Annotated in this window: 24 protein-coding genes and 1 tRNA gene; 3 read left to right on the top strand and 22 right to left on the bottom strand. The window is 63.7% G+C overall.

Features of this window, described 5'->3' with window-relative positions:
• Positions 1-35: 35 nt before the first annotated feature.
• A complete protein-coding gene (locus SKZ59_RS12205; RefSeq protein ID WP_034782761.1) occupies positions 36-458 on the top strand; it encodes a PaaI family thioesterase in 423 nt (140 codons plus the stop codon).
• A gap of 46 nt (positions 459-504) precedes the next feature.
• Here SKZ59_RS12205 and SKZ59_RS12200 read toward each other — a convergent pair whose 3' ends face one another.
• From SKZ59_RS12200 to SKZ59_RS12170, 7 genes are all read right to left on the bottom strand, one after another.
• Positions 505-1,200: an anti-sigma factor domain-containing protein gene (locus tag SKZ59_RS12200; protein WP_072456163.1), complete on the bottom strand. Its 696-nt coding sequence runs from the start codon at positions 1,198-1,200 to the stop codon at positions 505-507.
• Entirely contained in the window at positions 1,197-1,787 is a 591-nt protein-coding gene (locus SKZ59_RS12195; protein WP_072456165.1) for a sigma-70 family RNA polymerase sigma factor, read from the bottom strand. The genes SKZ59_RS12200 and SKZ59_RS12195 overlap by 4 nt, the downstream gene beginning before the upstream one ends.
• Before the next feature lie 92 nt (positions 1,788-1,879).
• Positions 1,880-2,401, bottom strand: coding sequence for a TlpA disulfide reductase family protein (locus SKZ59_RS12190; protein WP_319991922.1), 522 nt, complete (start codon positions 2,399-2,401; stop codon positions 1,880-1,882).
• A gap of 82 nt (positions 2,402-2,483) precedes the next feature.
• Positions 2,484-3,167 (bottom strand): BON domain-containing protein, encoded by a 684-nt coding sequence (locus SKZ59_RS12185; RefSeq protein ID WP_034752466.1) that lies wholly within the window; start codon positions 3,165-3,167, stop codon positions 2,484-2,486.
• Entirely contained in the window at positions 3,160-3,756 is a 597-nt protein-coding gene (locus tag SKZ59_RS12180) for a phosphoheptose isomerase (protein WP_034752465.1), read from the bottom strand. The genes SKZ59_RS12185 and SKZ59_RS12180 overlap by 8 nt, the downstream gene beginning before the upstream one ends.
• Before the next feature lie 57 nt (positions 3,757-3,813).
• Positions 3,814-4,173 (bottom strand): YraN family protein, encoded by a 360-nt coding sequence (locus tag SKZ59_RS12175; RefSeq protein WP_319991921.1) that lies wholly within the window; start codon positions 4,171-4,173, stop codon positions 3,814-3,816.
• Positions 4,174-4,182: 9 nt separating this feature from the next.
• A complete protein-coding gene (locus SKZ59_RS12170) occupies positions 4,183-5,394 on the bottom strand; it encodes a penicillin-binding protein activator (RefSeq protein ID WP_319991920.1) in 1,212 nt (403 codons plus the stop codon).
• 165 nt (positions 5,395-5,559) lie between these two features.
• Here SKZ59_RS12170 and rsmI point away from each other — a divergent pair, with 165 nt between their 5' ends.
• Entirely contained in the window at positions 5,560-6,468 is a 909-nt protein-coding gene (rsmI, locus tag SKZ59_RS12165) for a 16S rRNA (cytidine(1402)-2'-O)-methyltransferase (RefSeq protein WP_070303149.1), read from the top strand.
• 5 nt (positions 6,469-6,473) lie between these two features.
• Here rsmI and SKZ59_RS12160 read toward each other — a convergent pair whose 3' ends face one another.
• The 3 genes from SKZ59_RS12160 to SKZ59_RS12150 all read right to left on the bottom strand — a co-directional run bounded on the left by SKZ59_RS12160 (position 6,474) and on the right by SKZ59_RS12150 (position 8,129).
• Entirely contained in the window at positions 6,474-6,911 is a 438-nt protein-coding gene (locus tag SKZ59_RS12160; RefSeq protein WP_319991919.1) for a hypothetical protein, read from the bottom strand.
• Positions 6,850-7,461 carry a nucleotidyltransferase domain-containing protein gene (locus tag SKZ59_RS12155; protein ID WP_319991918.1) on the bottom strand — a complete coding sequence of 204 codons (612 nt, stop codon included), beginning with the start codon at positions 7,459-7,461 and terminating at the stop codon, positions 6,850-6,852. The genes SKZ59_RS12160 and SKZ59_RS12155 overlap by 62 nt, the downstream gene beginning before the upstream one ends.
• A 65-nt stretch (positions 7,462-7,526) precedes the next feature.
• On the bottom strand, positions 7,527-8,129 hold the full coding sequence (locus SKZ59_RS12150; protein ID WP_319991917.1) for a hypothetical protein: 603 nt from the start codon (positions 8,127-8,129) through the stop codon (positions 7,527-7,529).
• A 205-nt stretch (positions 8,130-8,334) separates the two neighbouring features.
• Here SKZ59_RS12150 and SKZ59_RS12145 point away from each other — a divergent pair.
• Positions 8,335-8,411 (top strand) — tRNA-Pro (locus SKZ59_RS12145).
• Between the two features lie 154 nt (positions 8,412-8,565).
• Here SKZ59_RS12145 and SKZ59_RS12140 read toward each other — a convergent pair.
• The 12 genes from SKZ59_RS12140 to SKZ59_RS12085 form a co-directional block, all read right to left on the bottom strand.
• Positions 8,566-9,489, bottom strand: coding sequence for a hydroxymethylglutaryl-CoA lyase (locus SKZ59_RS12140; RefSeq protein WP_319991916.1), 924 nt, complete (start codon positions 9,487-9,489; stop codon positions 8,566-8,568).
• A 1-nt stretch (position 9,490) separates the two neighbouring features.
• Positions 9,491-10,423 carry a glyoxylate/hydroxypyruvate reductase A gene (locus tag SKZ59_RS12135; RefSeq protein ID WP_319991915.1) on the bottom strand — a complete coding sequence of 311 codons (933 nt, stop codon included), beginning with the start codon at positions 10,421-10,423 and terminating at the stop codon, positions 9,491-9,493.
• 10 nt (positions 10,424-10,433) lie between these two features.
• Positions 10,434-12,461 (bottom strand): acetyl/propionyl/methylcrotonyl-CoA carboxylase subunit alpha, encoded by a 2,028-nt coding sequence (locus tag SKZ59_RS12130; RefSeq protein ID WP_319991914.1) that lies wholly within the window; start codon positions 12,459-12,461, stop codon positions 10,434-10,436.
• A 160-nt stretch (positions 12,462-12,621) separates the two neighbouring features.
• Positions 12,622-13,668, bottom strand: coding sequence for a biotin synthase BioB (bioB, locus tag SKZ59_RS12125; protein ID WP_046681747.1), 1,047 nt, complete (start codon positions 13,666-13,668; stop codon positions 12,622-12,624).
• Positions 13,669-13,713: 45 nt separating this feature from the next.
• Positions 13,714-14,499, bottom strand: a complete 786-nt coding sequence (bioD, locus tag SKZ59_RS12120; protein ID WP_319991913.1) for a dethiobiotin synthase — start codon at positions 14,497-14,499, stop codon at positions 13,714-13,716.
• Positions 14,489-15,685: an 8-amino-7-oxononanoate synthase gene (gene bioF / locus SKZ59_RS12115; protein WP_319991912.1), complete on the bottom strand. Its 1,197-nt coding sequence runs from the start codon at positions 15,683-15,685 to the stop codon at positions 14,489-14,491. The genes bioD and bioF overlap by 11 nt, the downstream gene beginning before the upstream one ends.
• A gap of 1 nt (position 15,686) precedes the next feature.
• On the bottom strand, positions 15,687-17,015 hold the full coding sequence (gene bioA, locus SKZ59_RS12110; protein WP_319991911.1) for an adenosylmethionine--8-amino-7-oxononanoate transaminase: 1,329 nt from the start codon (positions 17,013-17,015) through the stop codon (positions 15,687-15,689).
• Between the two features lie 19 nt (positions 17,016-17,034).
• Complete coding sequence (locus SKZ59_RS12105; protein WP_034752440.1) at positions 17,035-17,823, bottom strand: enoyl-CoA hydratase/isomerase family protein; 789 nt, start codon at positions 17,821-17,823, stop codon at positions 17,035-17,037.
• 12 nt (positions 17,824-17,835) lie between these two features.
• On the bottom strand, positions 17,836-19,458 hold the full coding sequence (locus SKZ59_RS12100; protein ID WP_319991910.1) for a carboxyl transferase domain-containing protein: 1,623 nt from the start codon (positions 19,456-19,458) through the stop codon (positions 17,836-17,838).
• A gap of 40 nt (positions 19,459-19,498) precedes the next feature.
• Positions 19,499-19,951, bottom strand: coding sequence for a YchJ family protein (locus SKZ59_RS12095; protein WP_319991909.1), 453 nt, complete (start codon positions 19,949-19,951; stop codon positions 19,499-19,501).
• A gap of 81 nt (positions 19,952-20,032) precedes the next feature.
• Positions 20,033-21,319 carry a D-amino acid dehydrogenase gene (locus tag SKZ59_RS12090; RefSeq protein ID WP_319991908.1) on the bottom strand — a complete coding sequence of 429 codons (1,287 nt, stop codon included), beginning with the start codon at positions 21,317-21,319 and terminating at the stop codon, positions 20,033-20,035.
• An 81-nt stretch (positions 21,320-21,400) separates the two neighbouring features.
• Entirely contained in the window at positions 21,401-22,729 is a 1,329-nt protein-coding gene (locus SKZ59_RS12085) for a serine hydrolase (protein ID WP_319991907.1), read from the bottom strand.
• Positions 22,730-22,867 lie beyond the last annotated feature (138 nt).

The raw sequence follows: 22,867 nt of genomic DNA, 5'->3' as shown, positions 1-22,867 counted from the left end.
CGGCGTATCCCCGACTCACCCGCACAAGGACCAGCATGAGCAATCCCGAGATTACCGTAGCAATGTTGAATGAACGCGGCACGGGCCGCCTGCCCGGCCACCTGGGCATCGTCATCACGGAAGTGGGCGACGGCCAGCTGACGGCGGAATTGCCCGTGCTGCCGCATTTGCTGGCACCGAACGGCTACCTGCATGCGGGCAGCGTGGTGACCCTGGCCGACACGGCTTCCGGCTATGGCTGCATCGTCAACCTGCCTGAAGGCGCCAGCAATTTCACGACCATCGAACTGAAATCGAACCACCTGGGCACGGCCCGCGAAGGCACGCTCACCTGCACGGCCAAGGTCGAGCACAAGGGCCGCAACACGCAAGTGTGGGATGCCGTGGTGAAAAGCAAGGAAACGGGCAAGACGATTGCCCTGTTCCGCTGCACGCAGATGATTCTGTATCCAAAGTAAGCCGGTAGGTCGGGTTAGCAGCAGCGCTGCGTAACCCGACATTCCACTACAGCCTCACCCAGTTACCCTTGTACAAGATTGGTCCCGTCGGTCCGTTCGGATCCGGCGAACCGCCTTTCGGCTCCAAGGTGACGGCCAGCAAGGCCACGTCGTTGCCGATGGCGCGCTGGGACAAGGCCAGTTTCACGTTGCCCTTGTCGGCCAATAAACCCAGGGAGCGCGGGTTACCGCTCTTCGGCACGGCCCACAGTTCCAAGTCCTTATCACTCGGCACGGGTGCGTTGCCCACCATGCGCACCTCGAGCGCGCCGTGGCGGCTGTCGGCCGTCAACAGCAGGGCCGTTTGCGCTTTTTCGTCCGTCAGGCTGGCCACATAGCTGATTTGCGGCGCATCCATCACGCGCGTGGCCACGACGATGACCAGCAGCGCTGCGATGGCGCTCGAGGTCATGCCCAGCGAACGCCAGAACGACAGGGAATCGCGGAACAAGGACCAGCCGCCCTGCGGCTTCAGGTGCAGGCGCTGCTCGATCTGCTGCCACACGCGCTTGGGCGGCGCCATGGGCGTGGCAAATTCGGCCATCGGTTCCAGGCGCTGGCGCCATTCGGCCGTGATATTGCGCAAGTCGGCGTCGTTGTGCAGCCAGCCTTCGAAACGCCGCCGCGCGCCGCCTTTCAAGGTGCCGAGCACGTATTCGGACGCCAGTTTCTGGCGCAGGGTGTCATTGCCGCGGATATTCATGATGCCTCCCGTTTCGCCAGACACGTGCGCAGCCGTTCCAGGCTGCGGCGTATCCAGGTCTTCACGGTGCCGATCGGCAGCGACATCTGCTGCGCCACTTCGCTGTGCGACAGGTCGTGATAGAACGCCAGGGCGACCACCTGCCGGTGCAGCCCTTCCAGGGCGGACATGCAAAACGCCAGCGCCTTGGCGTCACCGCTCAGTTGCAGTGATTCGATCGGCGTGGCCTGGGGGTCTCGGAGTGCATTCATGACTTCGCTATCAAACTGTTCGGCATCGATTTCCACGGTATCGTCGCTGCGCCGCAGCACATCGAACGCCTTGTTGCGCACGATGGTGGCCATCCAGGTCATCGGCGCCGCCAGATGGCTTTGATACGTGGCGGCGTTGTTCCAGATGGCGACGAAACCCTCTTGCAAGGCTTCTTCTGCGAGCTCTTGCTTATGCAATATACGCAGCGCGAAGCCAAACAGTTTCGATGAGGTGGAGTTATATAGCTGGCGGAACGCGGTGGCGTCCTTGTTGCCGGTGGCAAACAGCCAGGTTTTCAGTTGCTGCGGGTCGAGCGATTGAGCGGCTAGGGGCACGGCTGGCCTTCACAAGGTGAGTGGGATCACGCCTGGGAAGGTTATAACAGGTTGATAACACTTGGCAACAAGGTTTTGTGCGGTGCCGAGCCTTAACCGGCGATGGCCGTTTCCAGCAGCTTGTGCAGTTCGGCGAATTCCGGCTTGCCCACGTAGCGCTTGAGGATCTTGCCCTGCTTGTCGAGCACGAAGGTGGTGGGCGTAAGGGCCACGTCGCCATACGCCTTGGCCGCCTCGCCCGTCACGTCGAGCGCCACCTTGAACGGCAGCTGGCGCGTTTCGGCGAAGTTCAGCACGTAGTTGGCCGGATCGTATTTCATGGCCACGGCCACGAATTCCAGTCCCTGCCCCTTGTACTTGTTGTAGGTGTCGACCATGTCCGGCATTTCCGCCACGCACGTTGTGCACGAGGTGGCCCAGAAATTGACCATCACGACCTTGCCGCGCAGGCTCGCCGACGTGATTTTATCGCCATGAATGCCGTGGAAGGTCACGTCCGGTGCGCTTTGCTTGTCATTGAGCGACAGGTAAGCGGCGGCGGCCACGCCCGCCACGAAGACGGCGATCAGGGCTGGCTTGACCCAGGACTTGCTTGCGGATGGCGAAGTTGACATGGTTTTTACTTGAAAAGCGCGGCGATGCGGCCATTATAGCCATATCGCCGCATCAAAGCCGTAGGTCAAACGGAGGAGGCGTTTATTGCTGCGCCGTGTCGCCAGTGCTGGTGGTGCGTGCTGGCGCCGGATCGGGCTGCAACTGCTTCAGTTCCGATTCCGAAATATAGTCGAACAGCTTGACTACTTTCTGCACGCCGCCCACGCCGCGCGCCACGTCGGCCGCGACCGTGCCTTCGCGCTGGGTGACCCGGCCCATCAGGAAGACGGTGGCGTTTTCCGTGACGACCTTGAACGAGGCGGCCGAGATGGTTTTCATGTCGACCAGGCTGGCCTTGACCTTGGTGGTGATCAGCGCGTCGTTCGAGCGCGAGGTGTAGCTGGCCGGACCGGCGATGATCAATTCATTGGCCACCGATTCCACGCCCTCGATATTGCGCACTTCGCGCTCGACGGCATTTTTCATCGCCTCGTCGCGCACTTCGCCCGTCAGCAGGACGCGGCGGTTGAAGCTGGTGACGTTCACATGGCCCACGTCGCCGGTGATCGAGGGGATGCGCGACTCGCCTTTGACGGCGATCGACTTGTCTTCGGTCTGGGCGCCCAGGGTGCGGCGGTCCGCTGCGGCAACGCCGCCCATCACCGCGCCGCCGACCATCAATTCGATGCAGCCGGTGAGCGAGGTGAGCATGGCGCCGCACAGCAGTGCGGTGGCCAGCGGGCGTTGTACGCGTTTCCAGCCTGGGCCAGTACCGAATTTAGTCATTCACGTCTCCTCCGAATAGCGCGACGTCGATGCCGTCGCAGATGCAATGTATGGTGGTCAGGTGGACTTCCTGGATGCGCGCCGTGCGCTCGGCCGGCACGCAGATATGCACGTCGGCGTCCGTCAGCATCTTGCCGATGGCGCCGCCGTCCTTGCCCGTCAGCGCCACGACGCGCATTTCGCGCTCGAGCGCCGCTTCCACGGCGGCCATCACGTTGGCCGAATTGCCCGACGTGGAGATGGCCAGCAAGATATCGCCGGCCTGGCCGAAGGCCTGCACCTGCTTCGAGAAAATCTCGCGGTAGCTGTAGTCGTTGGCCACGGCCGTCAGGATCGACGTATCCGTCGTCAGCGCCAGGGCCGGCAGCGGAAAGCGCTCGCGTTCGAAGCGCCCGACCAGCTCGGCTGCGAAATGCTGGCAGTCGGCGGCGGAACCGCCGTTGCCGCAGGCGAGAATCTTGTTGCCGTTGGACAATGCATAAAACATCAGGTCGATCGCCTGCGCAATGGGTTGCGCCAGTACGGTGGCTGCCTGGATCTTGAGTTCGGCACTTTCGTGGAAGTGCGAGAGGATGCGTTGATTATTCATAGTCTGCCGATTATAGTGCAGGCGCGCGGCATGGCGGACAAGCACTGTTAAAAATGCTTACATATCGAGGATGTTCTTCAGCCAGCTGATGCGCCCGCCATCGATGGCCAGCGCGTCGAAACGGCACGGCGGCACGGTTTTTTGCCGCAGCAGCCAGGTTTGCGCGGCCACCGCCATGCGCCGCTGCTTGGCTGGCGTGATGCTGGCCAGGGCGCCGCCGAAGGCTGCACTGCTGCGTAGCCGCACTTCGACGAAGACGACCGATGCGCCATCGCGCATGATCAGGTCCAGCTCGCCGCCCTTGCACAGATAGTTACGCTCCAGCAGCACCAGGCCTTGCAGCAGCAGATACGCGAGCGCATCGTCTTCCCCTTGCCGTCCCCGTGCCTGTTTATTCTGGAAAGGCAGGGGTGGCATGGCGTGTCCTTATTGGGCCGGCGGCACAGAGACAGGCGCCGGCGCGGCCGGTGGCCAGGTGCCCAGCACGCCCTGCTGATAGGTGGCGGCCTGTTCCGTGCGTTCGAATACGCTTTGATCGTTCTCGAAGCGCACGGCCAGGCGGCCCGTCACGCCATCAAGGGTAAATGGCGCGTTCGGCCGCAGCGCCACTTCGCGCGCCACGCGGAAGGCATCGATGCCCAGCGCATACAGGCGTTCCATGTCGGCCGTCAGGCGGGTGTCGGCCGGTTGCGGCGGCTGCGGATACACCATCACTTGCGGATGCTCGCGCTGCACTTGCCATGGCAGGTCCAGCAAGCGCGCGCCGTCGAGCTCGGGGCCGCTGGCGCCGCGCCCGGCGCCGGGGTTCAAGGACGAGGTGCCATACAGGGGCAGATCGCTGCCGATGGCCACGCGCAGCTGGCGCGCCTGGTCGGCGTCGAGCGCGGCAAACAGCAGGCCCGGCGGCGTGGCGGCCAGGCGCGCGCGCAGCTGCACCAGCTCCGCATCGCTCAGGTAGCCATTCGTGGCCGTCAAGTCCATCGTCTCGATCTTGCCGCCCTGGCGCAGCCATTCCTGTTTGAAGGCGGCGCTGATGCGGCGCTGCGAGGGCGAACCTGCCGACAGGACCAGTGCGCTGGCGCCCGGCTGTTCGCTGGCGGCCCAGGCGGCGACCTGGCGCGCTTCCGCCTCGATCGACAAGCCCATCACCAGCAGCTTGGCCGGCAGGCGCGCCTCGCCGCGGTTGTCGGGGTGGTTCAGAGCGATCGTTGGCTTGCGTACCAGGTCGCTGTTGGCCACGGCCGTGACGGCCGAGCGCGACAAAGGCCCGACGACGATGTCCTGTTCTTCCTGTGCTTGCGCGAATTTGTTCAGCACGTCGCTGCTGCCGTCGCCCGTGTCGATCACCGTCACTTCAAAGCCGCTGCGGTCGCGCTCATACGCGGCCATGAAGCCGGCGCGCAGCAGCTCGGCGGCCGGGCCCAGGGAAGCGGAGCGCAGCGGCAGCAGCAGACCGATGTGGTGGACCTTGCCGTCGGATGGCGCCGGCGCCGTGGCGGCCGGCATGTCCTGCGGCGTGCCGGTGGCCGGCTTGGTGGTGATGGGCGCCAGCGGCGCGCCGTTGCCGTCGTAGGCGGTAATATCGGGTACGGCCACGGCAAACGTCACCGGTTCGGGTGCGGGCGGCTTGGGCGGCACGGGCGGTGGCAGCGGCTTCGGTGGCGGCAGCGCCCTTGTGTTAGATTCAATAGGCGCGCACAATTGCCCGGGCGCGTCGCAAGGCGTGCTGCAAGCGCTCAGCATGCCGGTCGCGGCACAAACAAGCAGTAACTTCACACTATTAGCAAGCATTTAACCTCCAAAATGACCGTACAAGAAATCAGTTCCATCGCCAGCCTGCCCATCATGACAGAGGCGGCGCACCAGGTCTATCCTATCGCAACATTGTATATAGTGGCCACGCCGATCGGTAATGTGACCGATATCAGCCTGCGTGCGCTGCATCTGCTGAGCCTTGCCGACGCCGTCGCCTGTGAAGATACGCGCAACACGGCACACCTGCTGACGCGCTTTGGCTTGAACAAGCCTCTGATTGCGGCGCATCAACATAACGAACGCGAAGTGGCGCAGACCCTGATCGCCCGCCTGCACGCCGGCGAGCGCATCGCCCTCGTTTCCGACGCCGGCACGCCCGCCGTGTCCGACCCCGGCGCCCGCATCGTCGACGCCGTGCGCGCGGCCGGCTTGCGCGTGCTGCCCCTGCCCGGCCCGTCGGCGGCGATTACCGCCATTTCCGCCAGCGGCCTGTTGAACGACCAGTTCTACTTTGTCGGCTTCCTGCCCGCGAAAGCCAAGCAGCGCGAAAACATGCTGCACAGCCTGCGCGGCGTGACGGCCACCATGGTGTTCTATGAGGCGCCGCACCGCATCCTCGATTGCGCCACGGCCCTGGTGGAAGCGTTCGAACCGACGCGCCAGGTGGTGTTCGCGCGCGAACTGACGAAACTGTTCGAGGAAATCCACCGCTGCCCCCTGTCCGAGGCGGAAGCGTGGATACGTGCTGACGCGCACCGCGAAAAGGGAGAATTCGTCGTCCTGCTCGAAGGCGCGACGCAAGCGCAGGACGCGGAAGACGTGGAAGCGGAGCGCATCCTCAATATCCTGCTGGCCGAATGCAGCGTCAAGCAGGCAGCGAATTTGACAGCACAGATCACGGGCCGCAAGAAAAACGCGCTGTATGAGCGGGCCTTGCAGTTGAAGGGGCAGGAATAAGGAAGTTACAATGGCGGCGGGACATCCAGTACCTTTGCCGCCGCGAGTAACAGTTCCACATGTTCGATCAGTTCATCGACAAAGCTTGCCGTGACATCGAGTTCGCCCTCATATTCGGCCAGGTTGCGCTTCTTGTGCGCCTGGTTTAACAGCAGCCACTGCTGTGGCGTGAACCCCAGCGTGTGTTCCAGGCTTTGAAAGACCAGATAGCGGTTATCGCTGCGATAACCATGTTGACGCAGTGCAGACAAGGCGGCCGCATGCGCCGCGTTATACGCCAGATCGAAGCGGCTTTCCAGCGACAGTATCACTTGCCTGGCATCGTGCAGGCGCACGCTGGCCGAGCGCAGTAAGCCGGCCCGTTCGCGTGCGTCGGGTGGCTCAGCCTTGAGCTGGCCGATGCGCGCCAGATTCGCCAGTGCCTGCGAGCTTGATGAATTCATCGTCGCCCCCTTTGACAAAAATCTTGGGCTGTTCGAGGACGCGCACGACGAACGACTTGCCCTCGTCTATTCTTTGCCGCCATTCTTCTGGCGTGTACAAGGTCGGGTTGATGCTGCGCCCCAGCTGCTGCTGTGCTGGCTGCAGTGCTTCCAGCAACTGGGCGTTCGACGCCATGCTGCCAATCAGCATCAGGTCGATATCGCTGTGCGCCTGTTCCGTGCCCTTGGCCATCGAACCGTACACGAAAGCCAAGTCGATTTCCAGCCAATGCGGCTGTAGCGCGACGCGCAGCACATCGGCCACGCCGAAGGTTTTCAGTACGATGCTGCGCAGCTCATCGAATATCGGCGCATCGTGATTTGCCTGGTAATGCTTCTGGTTGCCTACTTTTTTCACCGTGACCAGGGCCGATTTCACCAGCTTGGCCAGCTCGCGTTGCACGGCGCCGGAGCCGATAGCCGCGAAGGCAATGATTTCATTCGCATAGAAAGACCGTTGTGCCTGGCCAAAGAGCAAGGCCAGCACGCGCTGCTGTGTCTTGGAAAACAATGTGTCTGCATAAATACCCATATTGGGTATGTTAGTACCCAATATAGGTATAGTCAAGTCAACCCTCACCACTTGCAGCCGCTATCCTTCTTGTCCAGCAACATCAACACGGGCGCCAGCAAGCCTGCGCCTGAGTAGGCGGTGCGGCAATCGCCGCGCTTGCCCTGCGCGATGTCGCGCGCCAGCTGGGTTTCCGTTTGCAGCGGCTTGTCGGGGATTTGCCCCACGGCCGTACCCACCTTGGATGGATCGCGCTCGCCGGCCATCTTGCGTGCCGTTTTCCTGGCCGCTTCCATGTCGAACTTTGGCGTTTCCGGGGTTTCTTGCCTGACGGTATCGGGACTGGCCGCCGGTGTGGCCGGTGATGCCGGCACGACCGTGATGGCTTGCGGGCTCGATGTTGGCGCCGTGGTTGCCGCCGGCGTTTCCCGGGCCGTGGCGAGTTTCGGCTTGCTGATGGGTTTTGGTTCGCGCTTCGGCTTGACGACTTCGACGGGCGGCGGGGGCGGCTTGGCGGCCAGCGGACGTATCCACACGGCGATCGACTCCACGCGCGGGGCCGTGTCCGGTGGCGCGGCTGGCTGCACATGGCGCCACAGAGTGATCAATGCGCCATGCAGCAGCAAGGACACGGCGATGCCCAGCACGATGCCGCGGCGGCTCGGCATGGGCTGGCCGCCGCCGCTTCTTTCTATCCTGAACTCCATTGCCGTCGTCGCCTTCATGTCTGATCGGGAAAACTTGCCAAGCCAGTGTCGCATATTTCCGGCATGTTGAAAAATACATGCATCCCAGTACCGCGCGTAAATAATTTACACAGAGTTTCACCTGACCCTTGACCGAAGTCGATACGGCCTGTATTATCTTGGTCTTCGGAGTGTGGCGCAGCCCGGTAGCGCACCTGGTTTGGGACCAGGGGGTCCAAGGTTCGAATCCTTGTACTCCGACCAAATTTGTAGAAAAAAACCCAAGAGTTTAGGCTCTTGGGTTTTTTTTCGCCTGTACGGTTCACGTAGGTCGGGTTAGCGCGCAGCGCGTAACCCGACAACAGTGTTGGCCATGTCCTTGGTGGCGTCGGATTACGCGCTTGCGCGCTAATCCGACCTACACAGCTGCGCGCTTCGCCGCGATCGCATTGCCGGCGCGGCTCGATCCCTTGCGGCCCAGCTGCTGCGAGATGAACTGCCCAGCGTCCACCACCAGGTCCAGATCGATGCCGGTGGCGATGCCCAGTCCCTGCATCATGTACAGCACGTCCTCGGTGGCCACGTTGCCGGTGGCGCCCTTGGCGTACGGGCAGCCGCCCAGGCCGGACACGGACGAGTGATAGATGGCGATGCCCGTTTCCAGGCTGGCGTAGATATTTGCCAGCGCCTGGCCGTAGGTGTCGTGGAAGTGGCCGGACAGCCCGCCCACATGGAAGGCGGCAATCGCGCGCTCCATCACCGCCTGCGTCTTGCGCGGCGTGGCCACGCCGATGGTGTCGGCGATGTCGATCTCGTCGCAGCCGAGGTCGCGCATGCGGCCCACCACGTCGGCCACGGCGTCCAGCGGCACGTCTCCCTGGTAGGGGCAGCCGAAGGCGCAGCTGATGCTGCCGCGCAGGCGCAGGCCGTGTTCCTTGGCCGCCTTCGCCACGCCTTCGAAGCGGGCGATCGATTCGGCGATCGAGCAATTGATGTTCTTTTGCGAGAACGCTTCGGACGCGGAACCGAAGACCACCACTTCATCGGCCTTCGCCGCCAGCGCCGCCTCGAAACCCTGCATGTTCGGCGTCAGCGCCGAATAAATCGTGCCGGGGCGGCGCGCGATCTTTTCCATCACTTCCGCGCTGGTGGCCATCTGCGGCACCCATTTCGGCGAGACGAAGGACGCCACCTCGATGTTGACGAAGCCGGCCTGCGTCAGGCGGTCGACCAGTTCGATCTTGACGGCGGCGCTGATGGTTTCCTTTTCGTTTTGCAGGCCGTCGCGCGGACCCACTTCGACGATCTTGACCTGCTTGGGAAGACTGGTAGTAGGGTTCATCTCAATATCCTTGCAAACGGTTGACGATGCCGGCGACAGAGTCTCCGGCTTGCAGGCGGCGCATCTTGGCGGCGATCTGCGCCACGCTTTCGCGGCGCAGGGTGGCGGCCGAAATATGCGGCGTGATGGTGATGCGGGGTTCTTGCCAGAACGGGTGCTGCTGCGGCAGCGGCTCGTTGCGGAACACGTCCAGGGTCGCCCCCGCGATATGCCCGGAGCGGATCAGCGTCAGCAAATCCGGTTCGGCGATAAGCGCGCCGCGCGCCACGTTGATGACATAGGCGCCCGGCAGCAGCATCGACAGGCGTGCGCGGTCGAGCAGGTTGTGCGTGTCGGGCGTGAGCGGCAGCATGCACACGAGCACGCGCGTGCCGCGCAAAAAGGCATCGAGCCCCTCTTCGCCTGCATAGCATTGCACGCCATCGGCATGTTTTGGGCTGCGGCTCCATCCGCGCAGCGGGAATTCGAATTGCGCCAGCGCTTGCAGCACGCGCGTGCCCAGCACGCCCATGCCCAGCACGCCGATAGGAAAGTCCGCCTTGTCGAACGCAGGCAGCGGCTGCCAGATGCCGGCGCGGCCTTGCGCCTCGTAATCGTCGAAACGGCGGAAGTGGCGCAGCACGGCGTGGCTTACATATTCGGCCATCTGCACGCCCATGCCCGCGTCATCGAGGCGGACCAGTGGAACGTGGGCGGGCAGCGCGTCGCCAAACTTCAACAGCGCGTCGACGCCGGCGCCCGTGTTGAAGATGGCTTTCACGTGAGCCAGTTCGGGCAGCATGGCGGCGGGCGGTTGCCACACGACGGCATAGTCGCATGGTTCAACCGCTTCGCCTTCGCGCCAGAAGATAATGTCGGCTTCAGGCAGCAAGTCGCGGAAGTCGCTGATCCACGCCGCTTCCTTGCCGTCCGAACGTTGTAACAGGATGCGCATGTGCTTACCTCTATGCGGCAGCCTTGAAGGCCAGCAGCGGCGCGCCATCGGCCACCTGGTCGCCGACCGCATACAGCACGTTTTCCACCAGGCCGTCGTGCGGCGCGGCGATCGTGTGCTCCATCTTCATCGCTTCCATGATGACCAGAGGCTCGCCCTTCTTGACGTCCTGGCCCTTGTTCACCAGTACGGCGACGACCTTGCCCGGCATCGGCGCCGTCAGGCGGCCGCCTTCCGCTTCCACTTCGCCCGCATGCGCCATCGGATCGTTGTAGTGCAAGGTGTAGTGCAAGCCGTTGGTAAATACGTGGAACTGCTCACCGTCGCGCAGCACGGTGCCATGTACGGCACGCTCGCCGAGCTTGATGTGCAGCTCGTTGCCTGTGTGCGCCGTCAGGCTCAAGGGATGGCCGTTGAACAGCCAGCCATCCGTCTTGTAGGCAACGCGCGCCGCGTAGGCCTTGCCCTCGCCAGCCAAGGTGAATTCATCGGCGAACGACAGGCTGCGACCCAGGGTGCTGTTCAGACGCCAGCCCAGGGCATTGCCCCACGGGTCGGCGCGGTTGACCGATTGCGTTTCGGCCGCCGCTTTTTCTTCCAGCAGCAGGGCGACGGACGCCAGCGCCAGGGCCGTGTCGGGCGCCGCCTGCAGGGCGGGGAACAGCGATGCTTGATTGCGCTCGATGAGGCCAGTATCGAGATCGGCAGAGCTGAATGCCTCGCCTTCGACCAGGCGTTTCAAAAAGGCGATATTGCTGGCCAGGCCCACGATCTGGTAGTCGGCCAGTGCTTGCGCCATGCGCGCCAGCGCTTCGCGGCGGTCCGCGCCCCAGACGATCAGCTTGGCGATCATCGGGTCGTAGAATGGCGAGATCGCGTCACCCTCGCGCACGCCCGAATCGATACGCACGGCGGCCGGAACCACCGTGCCACCGAGTTCGAATGTGACGGCCGATGGCGACTGCATGTGGCGCAGGGTGCCGATCGACGGCAAAAAGCCCTTCTCCGGATTTTCCGCGTAGATGCGCGCTTCGATGGCGTGGCCGTGGATCGTCAGTTCATTCTGTTTTTTCGGCAGCGGTTCGCCAAAGGCGACGCGCAACTGCCATTCCACCAGGTCCGTGCCGGTGATCATTTCCGTCACCGGGTGTTCCACCTGCAGGCGCGTGTTCATCTCCATGAAGTAGAACGAGCCATCCTGGTTGGCGATGAATTCCACCGTGCCCGCGCCGACATAACCGACGGCCTTGGCGGCGGCGACGGCTGCTTCGCCCATGGAGGCGCGCCGCTCGGCCGGCATGCCCGGCGCCGGTGCTTCTTCCAGCACTTTCTGGTGACGGCGCTGCACCGAGCAATCGCGCTCGAACAAATAAATGCAGTTACCGAGTGTATCGGCGAACACCTGGATTTCGATATGCCGCGGACGCGACAGGTATTTTTCGGCCAGCACCTTGTCGTCGCCGAAAGAGCTGATCGCTTCGCGCTTGCACGAGGCCAGCGCGGCCTTGAAATCATCGGAATGCTCGATGACGCGCATGCCCTTGCCGCCACCGCCAGCGGACGCCTTCAGCAGCACGGGGTAGCCGATCTTGTCGGCTTGCGTGTGCAGGAAGTCCGCATCCTGTTCCTCGCCATGGTAGCCGGGCACCAGCGGCACATTGGCCTTTTCCATCAGCGATTTGGCGGCCGACTTCGAGCCCATGGCGCGCATGGCCGATGCCGGCGGGCCGATGAAGACCAGGCCCGCAGCGTGGCAGGCGTCGGCAAAGTCGGCGTTCTCGGACAGGAAACCATAGCCTGGGTGGATCGCCTGCGCACCTGTCGCCAGCGCCACGGCGATGATCTTGTCGCCGCACAGATAGCTTTCCTTGGCCGGCGCGGGGCCGATCAAGACGGCTTCGTCGCACACGGCGACGTGCTTGGCATTGGCGTCCGCTTCCGAATACACGGCGACGGTCTGGATGCCCATGCGGCGCGCGGTAGCGGCGACACGGCAAGCGATTTCGCCGCGGTTGGCGATCAGGATTTTAGTGAACATGGTCTCTCTCTATTCTCTCAAAAAGGGGCAGCTGTCTCTTGGCGGACCTTGTCTGCTGGCGTGTCGGCTTACGCGCTTTGCGCCAAGCCGACCTACGCATTGGTGAGGCGGTATTCGTAGGTCGGGTTAGCCGGCACGGCGTAACCCGACAAGGCAGGCATCAGCAGCCGCACTTCTCTTTCTGTACCGATTCGAGCATGGCGCCGCGCGTCTGCAAGCCCAGTTTGCCGAGCAAGACGCGGTCGTCTTCCGCTTCCGGGTTGTCGGTGGTGAGCAGCTTGTCGCCGTAGAAGATGGAGTTGGCGCCAGCCAGGAAGCACATCGCCTGCACCGCTTCGCCCATCTGGCGGCGGCCGGCCGACAAGCGCACGCGTGCTTTCGGCATGGTGATGCGGGCCACGGCGATCGTGCGCACGAATTCGAACGGGTCCAGCGCTTCCAGGCCAAACAACGGCGTGCCTTCCACCTGCACCAGGTGGTTGACGGGCACCGATTCCGGATACGGATTCAGGTTTGCCAGCTGGGCGATCAGGCCCGCGCGTTGCAGACGCGTCTCGCCCATGCCGACGATACCGCCGCAGCATACTTTCAAGCCTGCTTCACGCACGCGGCCCAGGGTGTCCAGGCGGTCCTGGTATTCACGCGTGGAGATGACGTTGTCGTAGAACTCGGGCGCCGTGTCGAGGTTGTGGTTATAGAAGTCCAGGCCCGCGTTCTTCAGGCGGTCCGCTTGTCCCTCTTCCAGCATGCCCAGCGTGGCGCAGGTTTCCAGGCCCAGCGCTTTCACTTTGCTGACCATTTCTTCGACTTTGTCCATGTCGCGGTCTTTCGGGCCGCGCCAGGCGGCGCCCATGCAGAAGCGCGTGGCGCCATTGGCTTTCGCCTGGCGGGCCGCGTCGAGCACGGTGTCGATGTCGAGGATTTTTTTCGCTTCCACGCCCGTGTCGTAGCGGGCCGCCTGCGGGCAGTAGCCGCAGTCTTCCTCGCAGCCGCCCGTCTTGATCGACAACAGGGTCGCCAGTTCCACGTCGCCGTCGGGGAAGTTGATGCGGTGGGTTTGCTGGGCCTTGAACATCAGGTCATTGAAAGGCAAGTCGAACAGGGCCAGCACATCATCGATGGGCCAGGTGGCCGCTTCGGGCAGGGTGATGCGCGCCGCAGGGCGGTGCAGTTCGACGGTTTTTGCTGCTTCTTGGACTACGGACATGGTGATTCCTTCGCTTCTATTTTTTAGCTACGTTAAGTGTTCGGTTTAATTCTGCTGCGCCGGCCAGTTGGGCAAGCCGGTGAAATCGAGATATGCGGCCGCCGCTTCCGCGCTCGGCTGCGCCAGGCGCGGCACCCTGCCCAGCAGCGGCGCCGGGATGCGCTCGATCAGCGCATCGATATTTTCGTCGAGGAAGCGCATTTCCACTTCCAGGGTGTTGGCGACCCAGCCGATGACCGTCAAGCCACGCGCTTCGATGGCTTCCACCGTCAGCAAGGCCTGGCTGATGCAGCCCAAACGCATGCCGACCACGAGGATCACGGGCAAATCGAGCTGCTGCGCCAGGTCGGCCGAGTCGAAACCTGGCGACAGCGGCACGCGGAAACCGCCCACGCCTTCGACCACGACGGCGTCCGAGGCGGCGGCGATTTCCAGGTAGGCGGCCAGGATCGGCACGGATTCGATGCTGACGCCTTCGAGCGCGGCGGCGATGTGCGGTGCAGCTGGTTCCTTCAGCATGTAGGGCGTCGTCAGGCTGCGCAGCATGGTGACGTTGCCGGCGGCGATCAGGCTGTCGGCGTCTTCATTATGCAGCTCGCCGTCGCGCATTTCGGCGCCGGCGGCGACGGGCTTCATGCCGCAGGCGCGCACGCCGCGCGCGACCAGCGCGTGCAGCAGGGCCGACGAGGTCAGGGTCTTGCCGATTTCCGTGTCGGTGCCGGTGACGAAACAGGCAAAGCGCGATGGCAGGCCGGTGGCCGCCGGCGCCGCTTGCACGGCCGGCGCCAGGTCCGCCAGCACGTCCGCCACGATAGGGTCATCAAGGCTCATGGCGAGTCCTTTCCAGGGTGTTGACTGCGTTGATCAATTGCGCCACTTCCTGCGCCGTGTGGCCGGCCGACAGGGTCACGCGCAGGCGCGCCGATCCCGCCGGCACGGTGGGCGGGCGGATCGCGCCGACCCACAGTCCCTGCTGGTACAGTTGGGCGGCGACGGCCAGCATGTCCGCATTCTCGCCGATGATGACAGGCTGGATGGCGGTCATCGACGGCAACGCTTGCCAGCGCCGCAGCTGCAAGCCGTCATTCCACTGCGCCACCAGCGCCGCCAGGTGAGCCCGGCGTTGTTGTCCTTCTTCCCCGGCGATGATGTCCAGGCTGGCCAGCAGCGCATGCGCGAGCGCGGGTGGGGCCGCCGTCGTGAAGATGTAAGGACGCGCCTTCTGGATCAGGGTGTCGATCACGGCTTCGTGCGCGCACACAAAGGCGCCACCCACGCCGGCCGATTTGCCCAGGGTGCCCACATACACGAGGTAGGGCGAATGCAGATTGAAATGTTCGAGCGCACCACGGCCATCGGCTCCCAGCGCGCCGAAGCCGTGTGCGTCGTCGACCACCAGCCAGGCGCCATAGCGCTCGCACAGGGCCAGCAGCGCGGGCAGCGGTGCCAGGTCGCCATCCATGCTGAAGACGCTGTCGGTGACGACGATTTTCGTCTGTGCTGTGCTGGCCGCCAGCAGGGCCGCCAGGGCATCGAGGTCGGCGTGCGGATACACGCGCGTCTTGACGCGGGCCAGGCGCGTGCCGTCGATCAGCGAAGCGTGGTTCAGCGCTTCCGAGAAAATCTCGGTGTCCGGATCGCCCGCCGACAGGGCCGTCAGCACAGCCAGATTAGCCATGTAGCCGGTACAGAAATACAGCGCACGCGCCTGTTCCAGGTTGGCGCCAACGAACGTCGCCAGCCGCTCTTCCAGCTGCGCGTGGGCGCGGCTGTGGCCACTGATCAGGTGCGAAGCGCCGCTGCCGGCGCCATACAGGTCGGCGCCCTCTTTCAGCGCGGCGACGATGCGCGGATGCGCGGCCAGGCCCAGGTAGTCATTGCTGCAAAAGGCCAGCATCTCGCGCCCATCGACCGTCAGGCGCGGCGCGCACGGCGTATCGACGGTACGGCGGCGGCGGATCAGGCTACGTTTTTCCAGCCCTTGCAGCTGCTGTTGCAATCGCGCGATCAGTTCCATCTCAGGCCCCGGTCACATGATTGAAGACGGTCAGGGTCTGCTGGCCCAGGCCCGCGATTTCCTCGTCGTCGAGGATGTACGGCGGCATCAGGTAGACGGTGGAGCCGATGGGGCGCATCAACAGTTCGTGTTCCAGCGCCGTGCTGAAGAAGCGGCGCGAAAAATCCGGGGCAGCGTCCACCGCATCGAAGGCCCAGATCATGCCCTGCTGGCGGAAGTGTTTTACGCGCTCGTGCTGCGCCAGCGGCGCCAGGGCGCGCGTGATTTTTTCAGCGCGTACGCGGTTGGCCGCCAGCACATCGTCTTCCTCGAAAATCGACAGGGTCGCCAGCGCGGCGCGGCAGGCCAGCGGGTTGCCCGTGTACGAGTGCGAATGCAAAAAGCCGCGGCGCACGTCGGTGCTGTAGAACGCCTGGTAGATGTTTTCGCGCGTCATCACGAGGGACAGGGGCAGATAGCCGCCGCTGATGCCCTTCGACAGGCAGACGAAATCGGGCCAGATGCCGGCCTGCTCGCACGCAAAGAAGGTGCCCGTGCGGCCGCAGCCGACGGCGATTTCATCGAGGATCAAATGGACTTGATAACGGTCGCACAGGGCGCGCACCAGCGACAGGTACAAGGAATCGTGCATGGCCATGCCGGTCGCGCATTGCACCAGCGGCTCGATGATGATGGCGGCGATCTTGTCGGCTTTTTTCTGGAACAGCTGCTCGACTTCGGCGGCCGCGCGGCGCGCCACGTCCCCGGCGGTTTCGCCTTCGGCTGCCTGGCGGAAGTCGGGCGACATCACCGTCTGCGTGGCGCGCAGCAGGGGGCCGTAGGCATCCTTGAACAGGGCGACATCGGTGACGGCCAGGGCGCCGATGGTTTCGCCGTGGTAGCTGCCTTTCAGGCAGACGAATTCCTGTTTCTCGCTCTTGCCGCTGTTGCGCCACGCGTGAAAACTCATTTTCAGGGCGATTTCCACGGCCGACGCCCCATCGGACGCATAAAAGCTGTGACCGAGCACGCCGCCCGTCAAGGCGGAGAGTTTTTCCGACAGCTCGATCACCGGTTCATGCGTGAAACCGGCCAGCATCGCGTGTTCCAGGCGGTCCAGCTGGTCCTTGAGTTCCGCATTGATGCGCGGATTCGCATGGCCGAACAGGTTCACCCACCAGGAGCTGATGGCGTCCAGGTAGCGTCGGCCTTCGTGGTCATACAGCCAGGCGCCGCGGCCATGGCTGACGGGGATGAGCGGTACAGTCTCGTGGTGCTGCATTTGCGTGCACGGATGCCACACGCTGCGCAGACTGCGTTCGACCCAGCCCGATTGTTTTTCTGCTTTCAAAACTGCTCCAATGATATTGCTAGCCCATGAGCCAACTCGGCTTGCGCTTGTCGAGGAACGATTGCACGCCTTCGCGTCCCTGCTCCGAGGCGCGGATCTGCGCGATGCGCTCGGCGGTATCCGCCAGCAGCGCGTCATCGACCGGCTGGCCGACGATCTCGCGCACCAGCATTTTCGCTTGCGCCACGGCGTGCGGGCTGTTGCCCGTCAGCGCTTTGAGCACTTCGGCCGTTTTCGCGTCCAGCGCGCTTGCCTCGACTACCTCGTGGGCAAAGCCGATGCGTAGCGCTTCCTGAGCGGAGAATCGCTCCGCGGTCAGGAAATAGCGGCGTGCCGCGTTTTCGCCCATGGCCTTGATGACATACGGTGAAATAGTGGCCGGAATCAGTCCCAGGCGCACCTCGCTCAGGCAGAAATGCACGTCTTCCGCAGCCAGAATGATATCGCATGCGGCGACGAGGCCCATGCCGCCCGCATAACAGTCGCCCTGGATCTTCGCCACGACGGGCTTGGGACACAGGTAAATCGTGCGCAGCATCTGCGCCAGCTGCAGTGCGTCGGCCTGGTTTTCGGCATGCGTGTAGCCTGCCATCTTCTTCATCCAGTTCAGGTCCGCACCGGCGCAAAAGGCCGCGCCATTCGCCGCCAGCACGATGGCGCGCACCATGTCGCTGCGTCCCAGCCCTTCGAAGGCGCGCGCCAGTTCGGCGATCGTCGTCTCGTTGAAGGCGTTGCGCACGTCGGGACGGTTCAGGGTCACGGTGGCGACATTGCCCTCGATGACCAGCTTTAAGGTTTCAAATTCCATGGTCTTCTCCCCTTACATGCGGAATACGCCGAACTTCGTGTCAGGGATTTCGGCGTTGAGCGCGGCCGACAGGCCCAGGCCCAGCACCATGCGGGTATCGGCCGGATCGATCACGCCATCGTCCCAAAGGCGCGCGGTAGCATAGTAGGGGTGGCCCTGGTGTTCGTATTGATCCTTGATCGGCTGCTTGAAGGCCGCTTCCTCGTCCGCGCTCCACTGCCCGCCCTTGCCCTCGATGCCGTCGCGCTTGACCGTCGCCAGCACGGAAGCGGCCTGGTCGCCGCCCATGACGGAGATGCGCGCATTGGGCCACATCCACATGAAACGCGGGGAAAACGCGCGGCCGCACATGCCGTAATTGCCGGCGCCGAAGCTGCCGCCGATGATGACCGTGAATTTCGGCACGGCAGCCGTCGCGACAGCGGTCACCATCTTGGCGCCGTTGCGGGCGATGCCCTCGTTTTCGTATTTGCGGCCCACCATGAAGCCCGTGATATTTTGCAGGAAGACGAGAGGGATCTTGCGCTGGCAGCACAATTCGATGAAATGCGTGCCTTTCAGCGCCGATTCCGAGAACAAGATGCCGTTGTTGGCGATGATGCCGACTTTGACCCCATAGATATGCGCAAAGCCGCAGATCAGGGTGGTGCCGTAGCGGGCCTTGAATTCGTCGAAATCGCTGCCGTCGACGATGCGCGCAATGACTTCGCGCACGTCGAACGGCTTGCGCGTATCGACGGGGATCACGCCATACAGTTCCTGCGTCGGGTATTTCGGCTCGACGGATGCACGCAAGTCCATCTGCTGCGGCTTGGTGCGGTTCAGGTTCGAGACGATGGTGCGCGCCAGCGATAGCGCATGCAGATCGTTCTGCGCCAGGTGGTCGACCACGCCGGACAAGCGCGTGTGCACGTCGCCGCCACCCAGGTCTTCAGCCGTCACTACTTCACCGGTGGCCGCTTTCACCAGCGGCGGGCCGCCGAGGAAAATCGTGCCCTGCTCCTTGACGATGATCGATTCATCGCTCATGGCCGGCACGTAGGCGCCGCCGGCCGTGCAAGAACCCATCACGACGGCGATTTGCGGTATGCCCTTGGCCGACAGATTTGCCTGGTTGTAGAAGATGCGGCCGAAATGGTCGCGGTCGGGGAAGACGTCGTCCTGGTTCGGCAGATTGGCGCCGCCCGAGTCGACCAGGTAGATGCACGGCAGGTTGTTCTGGTCGGCGATTTCCTGGGCACGCAAGTGTTTTTTCACCGTCATCGGGTAATACGTGCCGCCCTTGACCGTAGCGTCGTTACACACGATGACGCATTCCTGGCCCGAGACCCTGCCGATGCCGGTGATGATGCCGGCGGAAGGTGCCGCATCGACGCCCTTGGCGTCCTGGTACATGGCGTAGGCCGCCATCTGGGAAAACTCGAGGAAAGGCGTGCCGGGATCGAGCAGCATCTGCACTCTGTCGCGCGGCAGCAGTTTGCCGCGCGCCAGGTGCTTGGCGGCAGCCGCTTCGCCGCCGCCGGCCGCGATCTTTTCCACCTTGTCGCGCAAATCGTCGACGATGGCTTGCATGGCCGCGGCATTGGCCTTGAAATCTTCACTGCGCGGATTGAGTTTGCTTTCGATGTGCGGCATTGCGGTTCCTTTTTATTATCGCCCGGTCTCTCGGGTCGCGCTATTCGGGAAAACTGCCGTCGAGATAAAACCAGCGCAGGGCGCCATCACCGCTCTTGTCCGCCTCGCGCACGAAGCGGCTCACTTCATGCAGGCGGTGCGCGCGGCCGTTGACCTTGTAGCGGGCCACGAATTCGACGCTGTCGCGGTGTATCTCTTCGGCTTGATCTGCTGATACTGCTTTACGTTGACGTAAACGTAAAGCAGATTTTACCTCAAGTCCCAGCCAGTGGACTTTTTCTTCTTCGGCAAATAAAGCGTCGGTGGGACGGGTGCTGGCATGCCAGGTGGCAAGCAGATACGGCTCGTCGCGCAAGGTAAACGCCGTGTAGCGCGAACGCATCAGCGTTTCGGCCGTCGGCGGCAAGGCGTCGCCCGCGATATACGGGCCGCAGCAGCTGGCGTAGGAGGCGCCGCCACAGGGGCAGGCGGCAGATGTCGAGAGTGTGGGCATGCGCTGGCAAATAGGGGAACGGAAAAGTTCCGCAATTATCCGCCATAACGGCGGCGCCGGTCGCCGCTGCCGCCAGTCCGCCTATTTTTGAGGCGCGAGGAAGTCCAGCGCGAACGGCGGCGCCTTGCCGGCCATCAGGTCGGCCAGGATGCGCGCCGTGCCGGCGGCAAAGGTAAAGCCCAGCGGGCCATGGCCCACGTTCAGCCACAAGTTTGCCACTTTGCTGGCGCCCACCAGCGGCGCGCTGTTCGGCGTGGCGGGGCGCAGGCCGGCCCAGGCCGTGGCTTGGTCGTAGTCGGCGCCGTGCGGCATGGCTTCGCGCGCCAGCCGCGTCAGGCCGGCGATGCGGCCCCAGTCGATACTGTTGTCGGCGCCCACCATGTCGACCATGGCGGCCACGCGCAGGTCGCCACCGATGCGCGCATACAGTACCTTGCGTTCGAAATCCGTGATGCTGATCTCGGGCGCACGGTGCTGGGCGCGGATGGGCGCCGTCAGGCTGTAGCCCTTCAGCGGGTACAGGGGCAGGTAAATGCCTGCCGTGGCGGCCAGGTCGCGGCTCTGGATGCCGGCCGCCAGCACATAGTGATCCGCCTGCAGCAAGCCCAGGCTGGTGTCGACGCCCGTGATCCTGCCCTTGTGCATGACGAGGCGGCGCGCCTCGCCTTTTAACAAGAGCGAACAATTCGGGTGCTGCAGCAGGCGCGCTTCCAGCGCCAGGCAAAAGGCGTGGCAATCGGCCACCGCTTCGCCCTGCGTAAAAATGCCGCCCGCCAGGGAACCCTGCAAGGCGGCCAGCGCCGGTTCGCGCTGCACGGCTTCCAGCGGCGACAAGACGATGCGCGCCTCTTCCGATTCGGGCCGCGCCACGGCGCGCTGGAAGATGGTGGGCGAGCGGTAGACGATGAGTTTGCCCGCATCGCGGCGGGCATACGCTTCCGGCGGCACGGTCAATTCCAGCTGGGCCATGCCGGTGCGGCTCCATTCTCCCAGTTGCAGCAGCTTGGCCGTCGTGCGGGCATTGCTGGCGCTGTTGCAATTGCGCAGGAAACTGGCCATCCAGCGCCATTGGCGCCAGTCGGCCTCGGGGCGGAAGCGCAGCGGACCATCTTTCTGCAGCAGCCATTGCAGGGCCTTGAAGGGCACGCCCGCGTCCGCCAGCGGTGCCACATAGCGATAGCTGAGCTGGCCGCCATTGCGGTAGCTGGCGGCAATCGCCACCTGTTCATTGCGTTCCAATAAGGTGACCCTGTAGCCGGCCTCGGCCAGCCACCAGGCCGATGTCAGACCGACGACGCCGCCGCCGATGATGATGACTTGTTGCTGCATGTTGCCTCGCTGCGTTGCGCTCCCATGGTGCGGGAGCATTCGGGAAGAGCTTAGAGGCTGGCCGCCGACGCAGCCAATGAAACATCATGGTGCAGCCATAACTTTCAGGAATGCACCATTTCAATGCAAGGATTGATTGTTGTCCATCGCACCACGGTATAGGGTGGTGAGTATCCGTTCCTCGCTGCGCCCCATGGCGGAATACGTGCCAGGGTACTGTTCGGGATCGCTGCCCGTGCCGCCCACCAGCATCACCATGCCGTTTTTTTTCTGGAAATCGAGCACGAAGGCGGAGACGAGGCCATACGCGTCGCCCAGGTGGCCCACGGCCGTGAAGCTGGCGCCCTCGACCAGATGGTTGCCCTGCCCCGCCACCGCATCGAACTGCTGGTTGCCCAGGCCCCAGGCGCGGTACAGGCCCCGCTCGCTGTCGCCATTGCCGCCATCGGGCGCCAGCTGCCATTGGCGGCCAAACATCAGGGCGATGCTGGCCGGCTGCAATAGCTGCGTATTCCGGTAGCGTCCACCGTCGAGCAGCATCTGCATGACCTTGCCCAGTCCCGCGGCGGAAATGCGCAAGCCGCCCGTGGGACTGAAGACGGTGGCATTGCTGCCGATCACATAATTGGCCAGGCCAGACGGCGGGCGTGCATGAAAATCGTCGGCTTGCGCGATCCACGGCCCTTGCGGCTGCCAGGTTTCCGTGTCCAAGGTGCGCTTGCGGTACAGGGTGGCCGTGTTCGCCACGTCTGCCGTAGAAAATGCCGCCGGATGATAGCCGCCGCGCACATCGAGGGGATCGAGCAGCAAGCGCCGCATCAGCAAGTCGAAGCGCTCGCCCGTGACTTTTTCCATCACGGTGCCGATCACGCCCCAGTTCAGGTTGGCGTACGTGAAATAGCGGCCCGGCGCCGTTTGTTTGTCCCACATGCTGTCGCCGCCGGCCGTAAACACGTCGCGCAGGCTGCGTTCCGGCCCCCAGGCATAGCCGCCCGCGTCGCGCAGCGAGGAGGTGTGGCTGAGCAGGCTGCGCAAGGTCAGCGCTTGCTGGGGGAAATGCGGGTTGCGCAGGGAAAAGCCCAGATACATGCCGACGTCCTGATCCAGGCTCAGCTTGCCCTGTTCGACCAGCCGCATCAGGCCCAGTGTGGTCATCATCTTCGAAACCGAGGCGATGCGGAACAGGGTGGCCGGCGTCACGGGCAAGCTGTCCGCCGGCGTGGCCCCGATGTGCCGGTAGCCAAATTGTTGCTCATACGACACCTTGCCGTGGCGTATGGCCAGCACGGACAGGCTGGCCAGCGGGTGGAGCGGATCATCGACGATGGCCGATAGCGTGGCATCGAGCGCGCGCTGCTGGTCGTTGCCGCCACCGGGCGGGGCGGCCAGTGCGCTCCAGGTCGTGCCCAGCAGCAGCAAGCCCAGCAAACCCGTCATTTTATTGTGCATGTTTCCCTGTTTCACGGCGTAGTGGAGGCATCGCCAGCATAGGGCGGGATGCTTCACGACGCCAATGAAAATTGCTTATTTATCTATAATGCAAAGCTATACGTACGGTAAAACATTGTTTTTTTAAGTGTATAACCG

The organism is Janthinobacterium sp. GMG2, assembly GCF_033949445.1.
In the GTDB taxonomy this organism is placed as follows: Bacteria; Pseudomonadota; Gammaproteobacteria; order Burkholderiales; family Burkholderiaceae_D; genus Janthinobacterium; species Janthinobacterium aestuarii.
This window is presented reverse-complemented; position numbering and strand designations above follow the sequence as displayed.

Bases quoted from the DNA above. Each gene is read 5' to 3' on its own strand.
- SKZ59_RS12205 (WP_034782761.1), top strand. From the start codon at position 36: ATGAGCAATCCCGAGATTACCGTAGCAATGTTGAATGAACGCGGCACG.
- SKZ59_RS12200 (WP_072456163.1), bottom strand. From the start codon at position 1,200: ATGAATATCCGCGGCAATGACACCCTGCGCCAGAAACTGGCGTCCGAA.
- SKZ59_RS12190 (WP_319991922.1), bottom strand. From the start codon at position 2,401: ATGTCAACTTCGCCATCCGCAAGCAAGTCCTGGGTCAAGCCAGCCCTG.
- SKZ59_RS12185 (WP_034752466.1), bottom strand. From the start codon at position 3,167: ATGACTAAATTCGGTACTGGCCCAGGCTGGAAACGCGTACAACGCCCG.
- SKZ59_RS12180 (WP_034752465.1), bottom strand. From the start codon at position 3,756: ATGAATAATCAACGCATCCTCTCGCACTTCCACGAAAGTGCCGAACTC.
- SKZ59_RS12175 (WP_319991921.1), bottom strand. From the start codon at position 4,173: ATGCCACCCCTGCCTTTCCAGAATAAACAGGCACGGGGACGGCAAGGG.
- rsmI (WP_070303149.1), top strand. From the start codon at position 5,560: ATGACCGTACAAGAAATCAGTTCCATCGCCAGCCTGCCCATCATGACA.
- SKZ59_RS12160 (WP_319991919.1), bottom strand. From the start codon at position 6,911: ATGAATTCATCAAGCTCGCAGGCACTGGCGAATCTGGCGCGCATCGGC.
- SKZ59_RS12150 (WP_319991917.1), bottom strand. From the start codon at position 8,129: ATGCCGAGCCGCCGCGGCATCGTGCTGGGCATCGCCGTGTCCTTGCTG.
- SKZ59_RS12140 (WP_319991916.1), bottom strand. From the start codon at position 9,489: ATGAACCCTACTACCAGTCTTCCCAAGCAGGTCAAGATCGTCGAAGTG.
- SKZ59_RS12135 (WP_319991915.1), bottom strand. From the start codon at position 10,423: ATGCGCATCCTGTTACAACGTTCGGACGGCAAGGAAGCGGCGTGGATC.
- SKZ59_RS12130 (WP_319991914.1), bottom strand. From the start codon at position 12,461: ATGTTCACTAAAATCCTGATCGCCAACCGCGGCGAAATCGCTTGCCGT.
- bioB (WP_046681747.1), bottom strand. From the start codon at position 13,668: ATGTCCGTAGTCCAAGAAGCAGCAAAAACCGTCGAACTGCACCGCCCT.
- bioD (WP_319991913.1), bottom strand. From the start codon at position 14,499: ATGAGCCTTGATGACCCTATCGTGGCGGACGTGCTGGCGGACCTGGCG.
- bioF (WP_319991912.1), bottom strand. From the start codon at position 15,685: ATGGAACTGATCGCGCGATTGCAACAGCAGCTGCAAGGGCTGGAAAAA.
- SKZ59_RS12105 (WP_034752440.1), bottom strand. From the start codon at position 17,823: ATGGAATTTGAAACCTTAAAGCTGGTCATCGAGGGCAATGTCGCCACC.
- SKZ59_RS12100 (WP_319991910.1), bottom strand. From the start codon at position 19,458: ATGCCGCACATCGAAAGCAAACTCAATCCGCGCAGTGAAGATTTCAAG.
- SKZ59_RS12095 (WP_319991909.1), bottom strand. From the start codon at position 19,951: ATGCCCACACTCTCGACATCTGCCGCCTGCCCCTGTGGCGGCGCCTCC.
- SKZ59_RS12090 (WP_319991908.1), bottom strand. From the start codon at position 21,319: ATGCTCCCGCACCATGGGAGCGCAACGCAGCGAGGCAACATGCAGCAA.
- SKZ59_RS12085 (WP_319991907.1), bottom strand. From the start codon at position 22,729: ATGCACAATAAAATGACGGGTTTGCTGGGCTTGCTGCTGCTGGGCACG.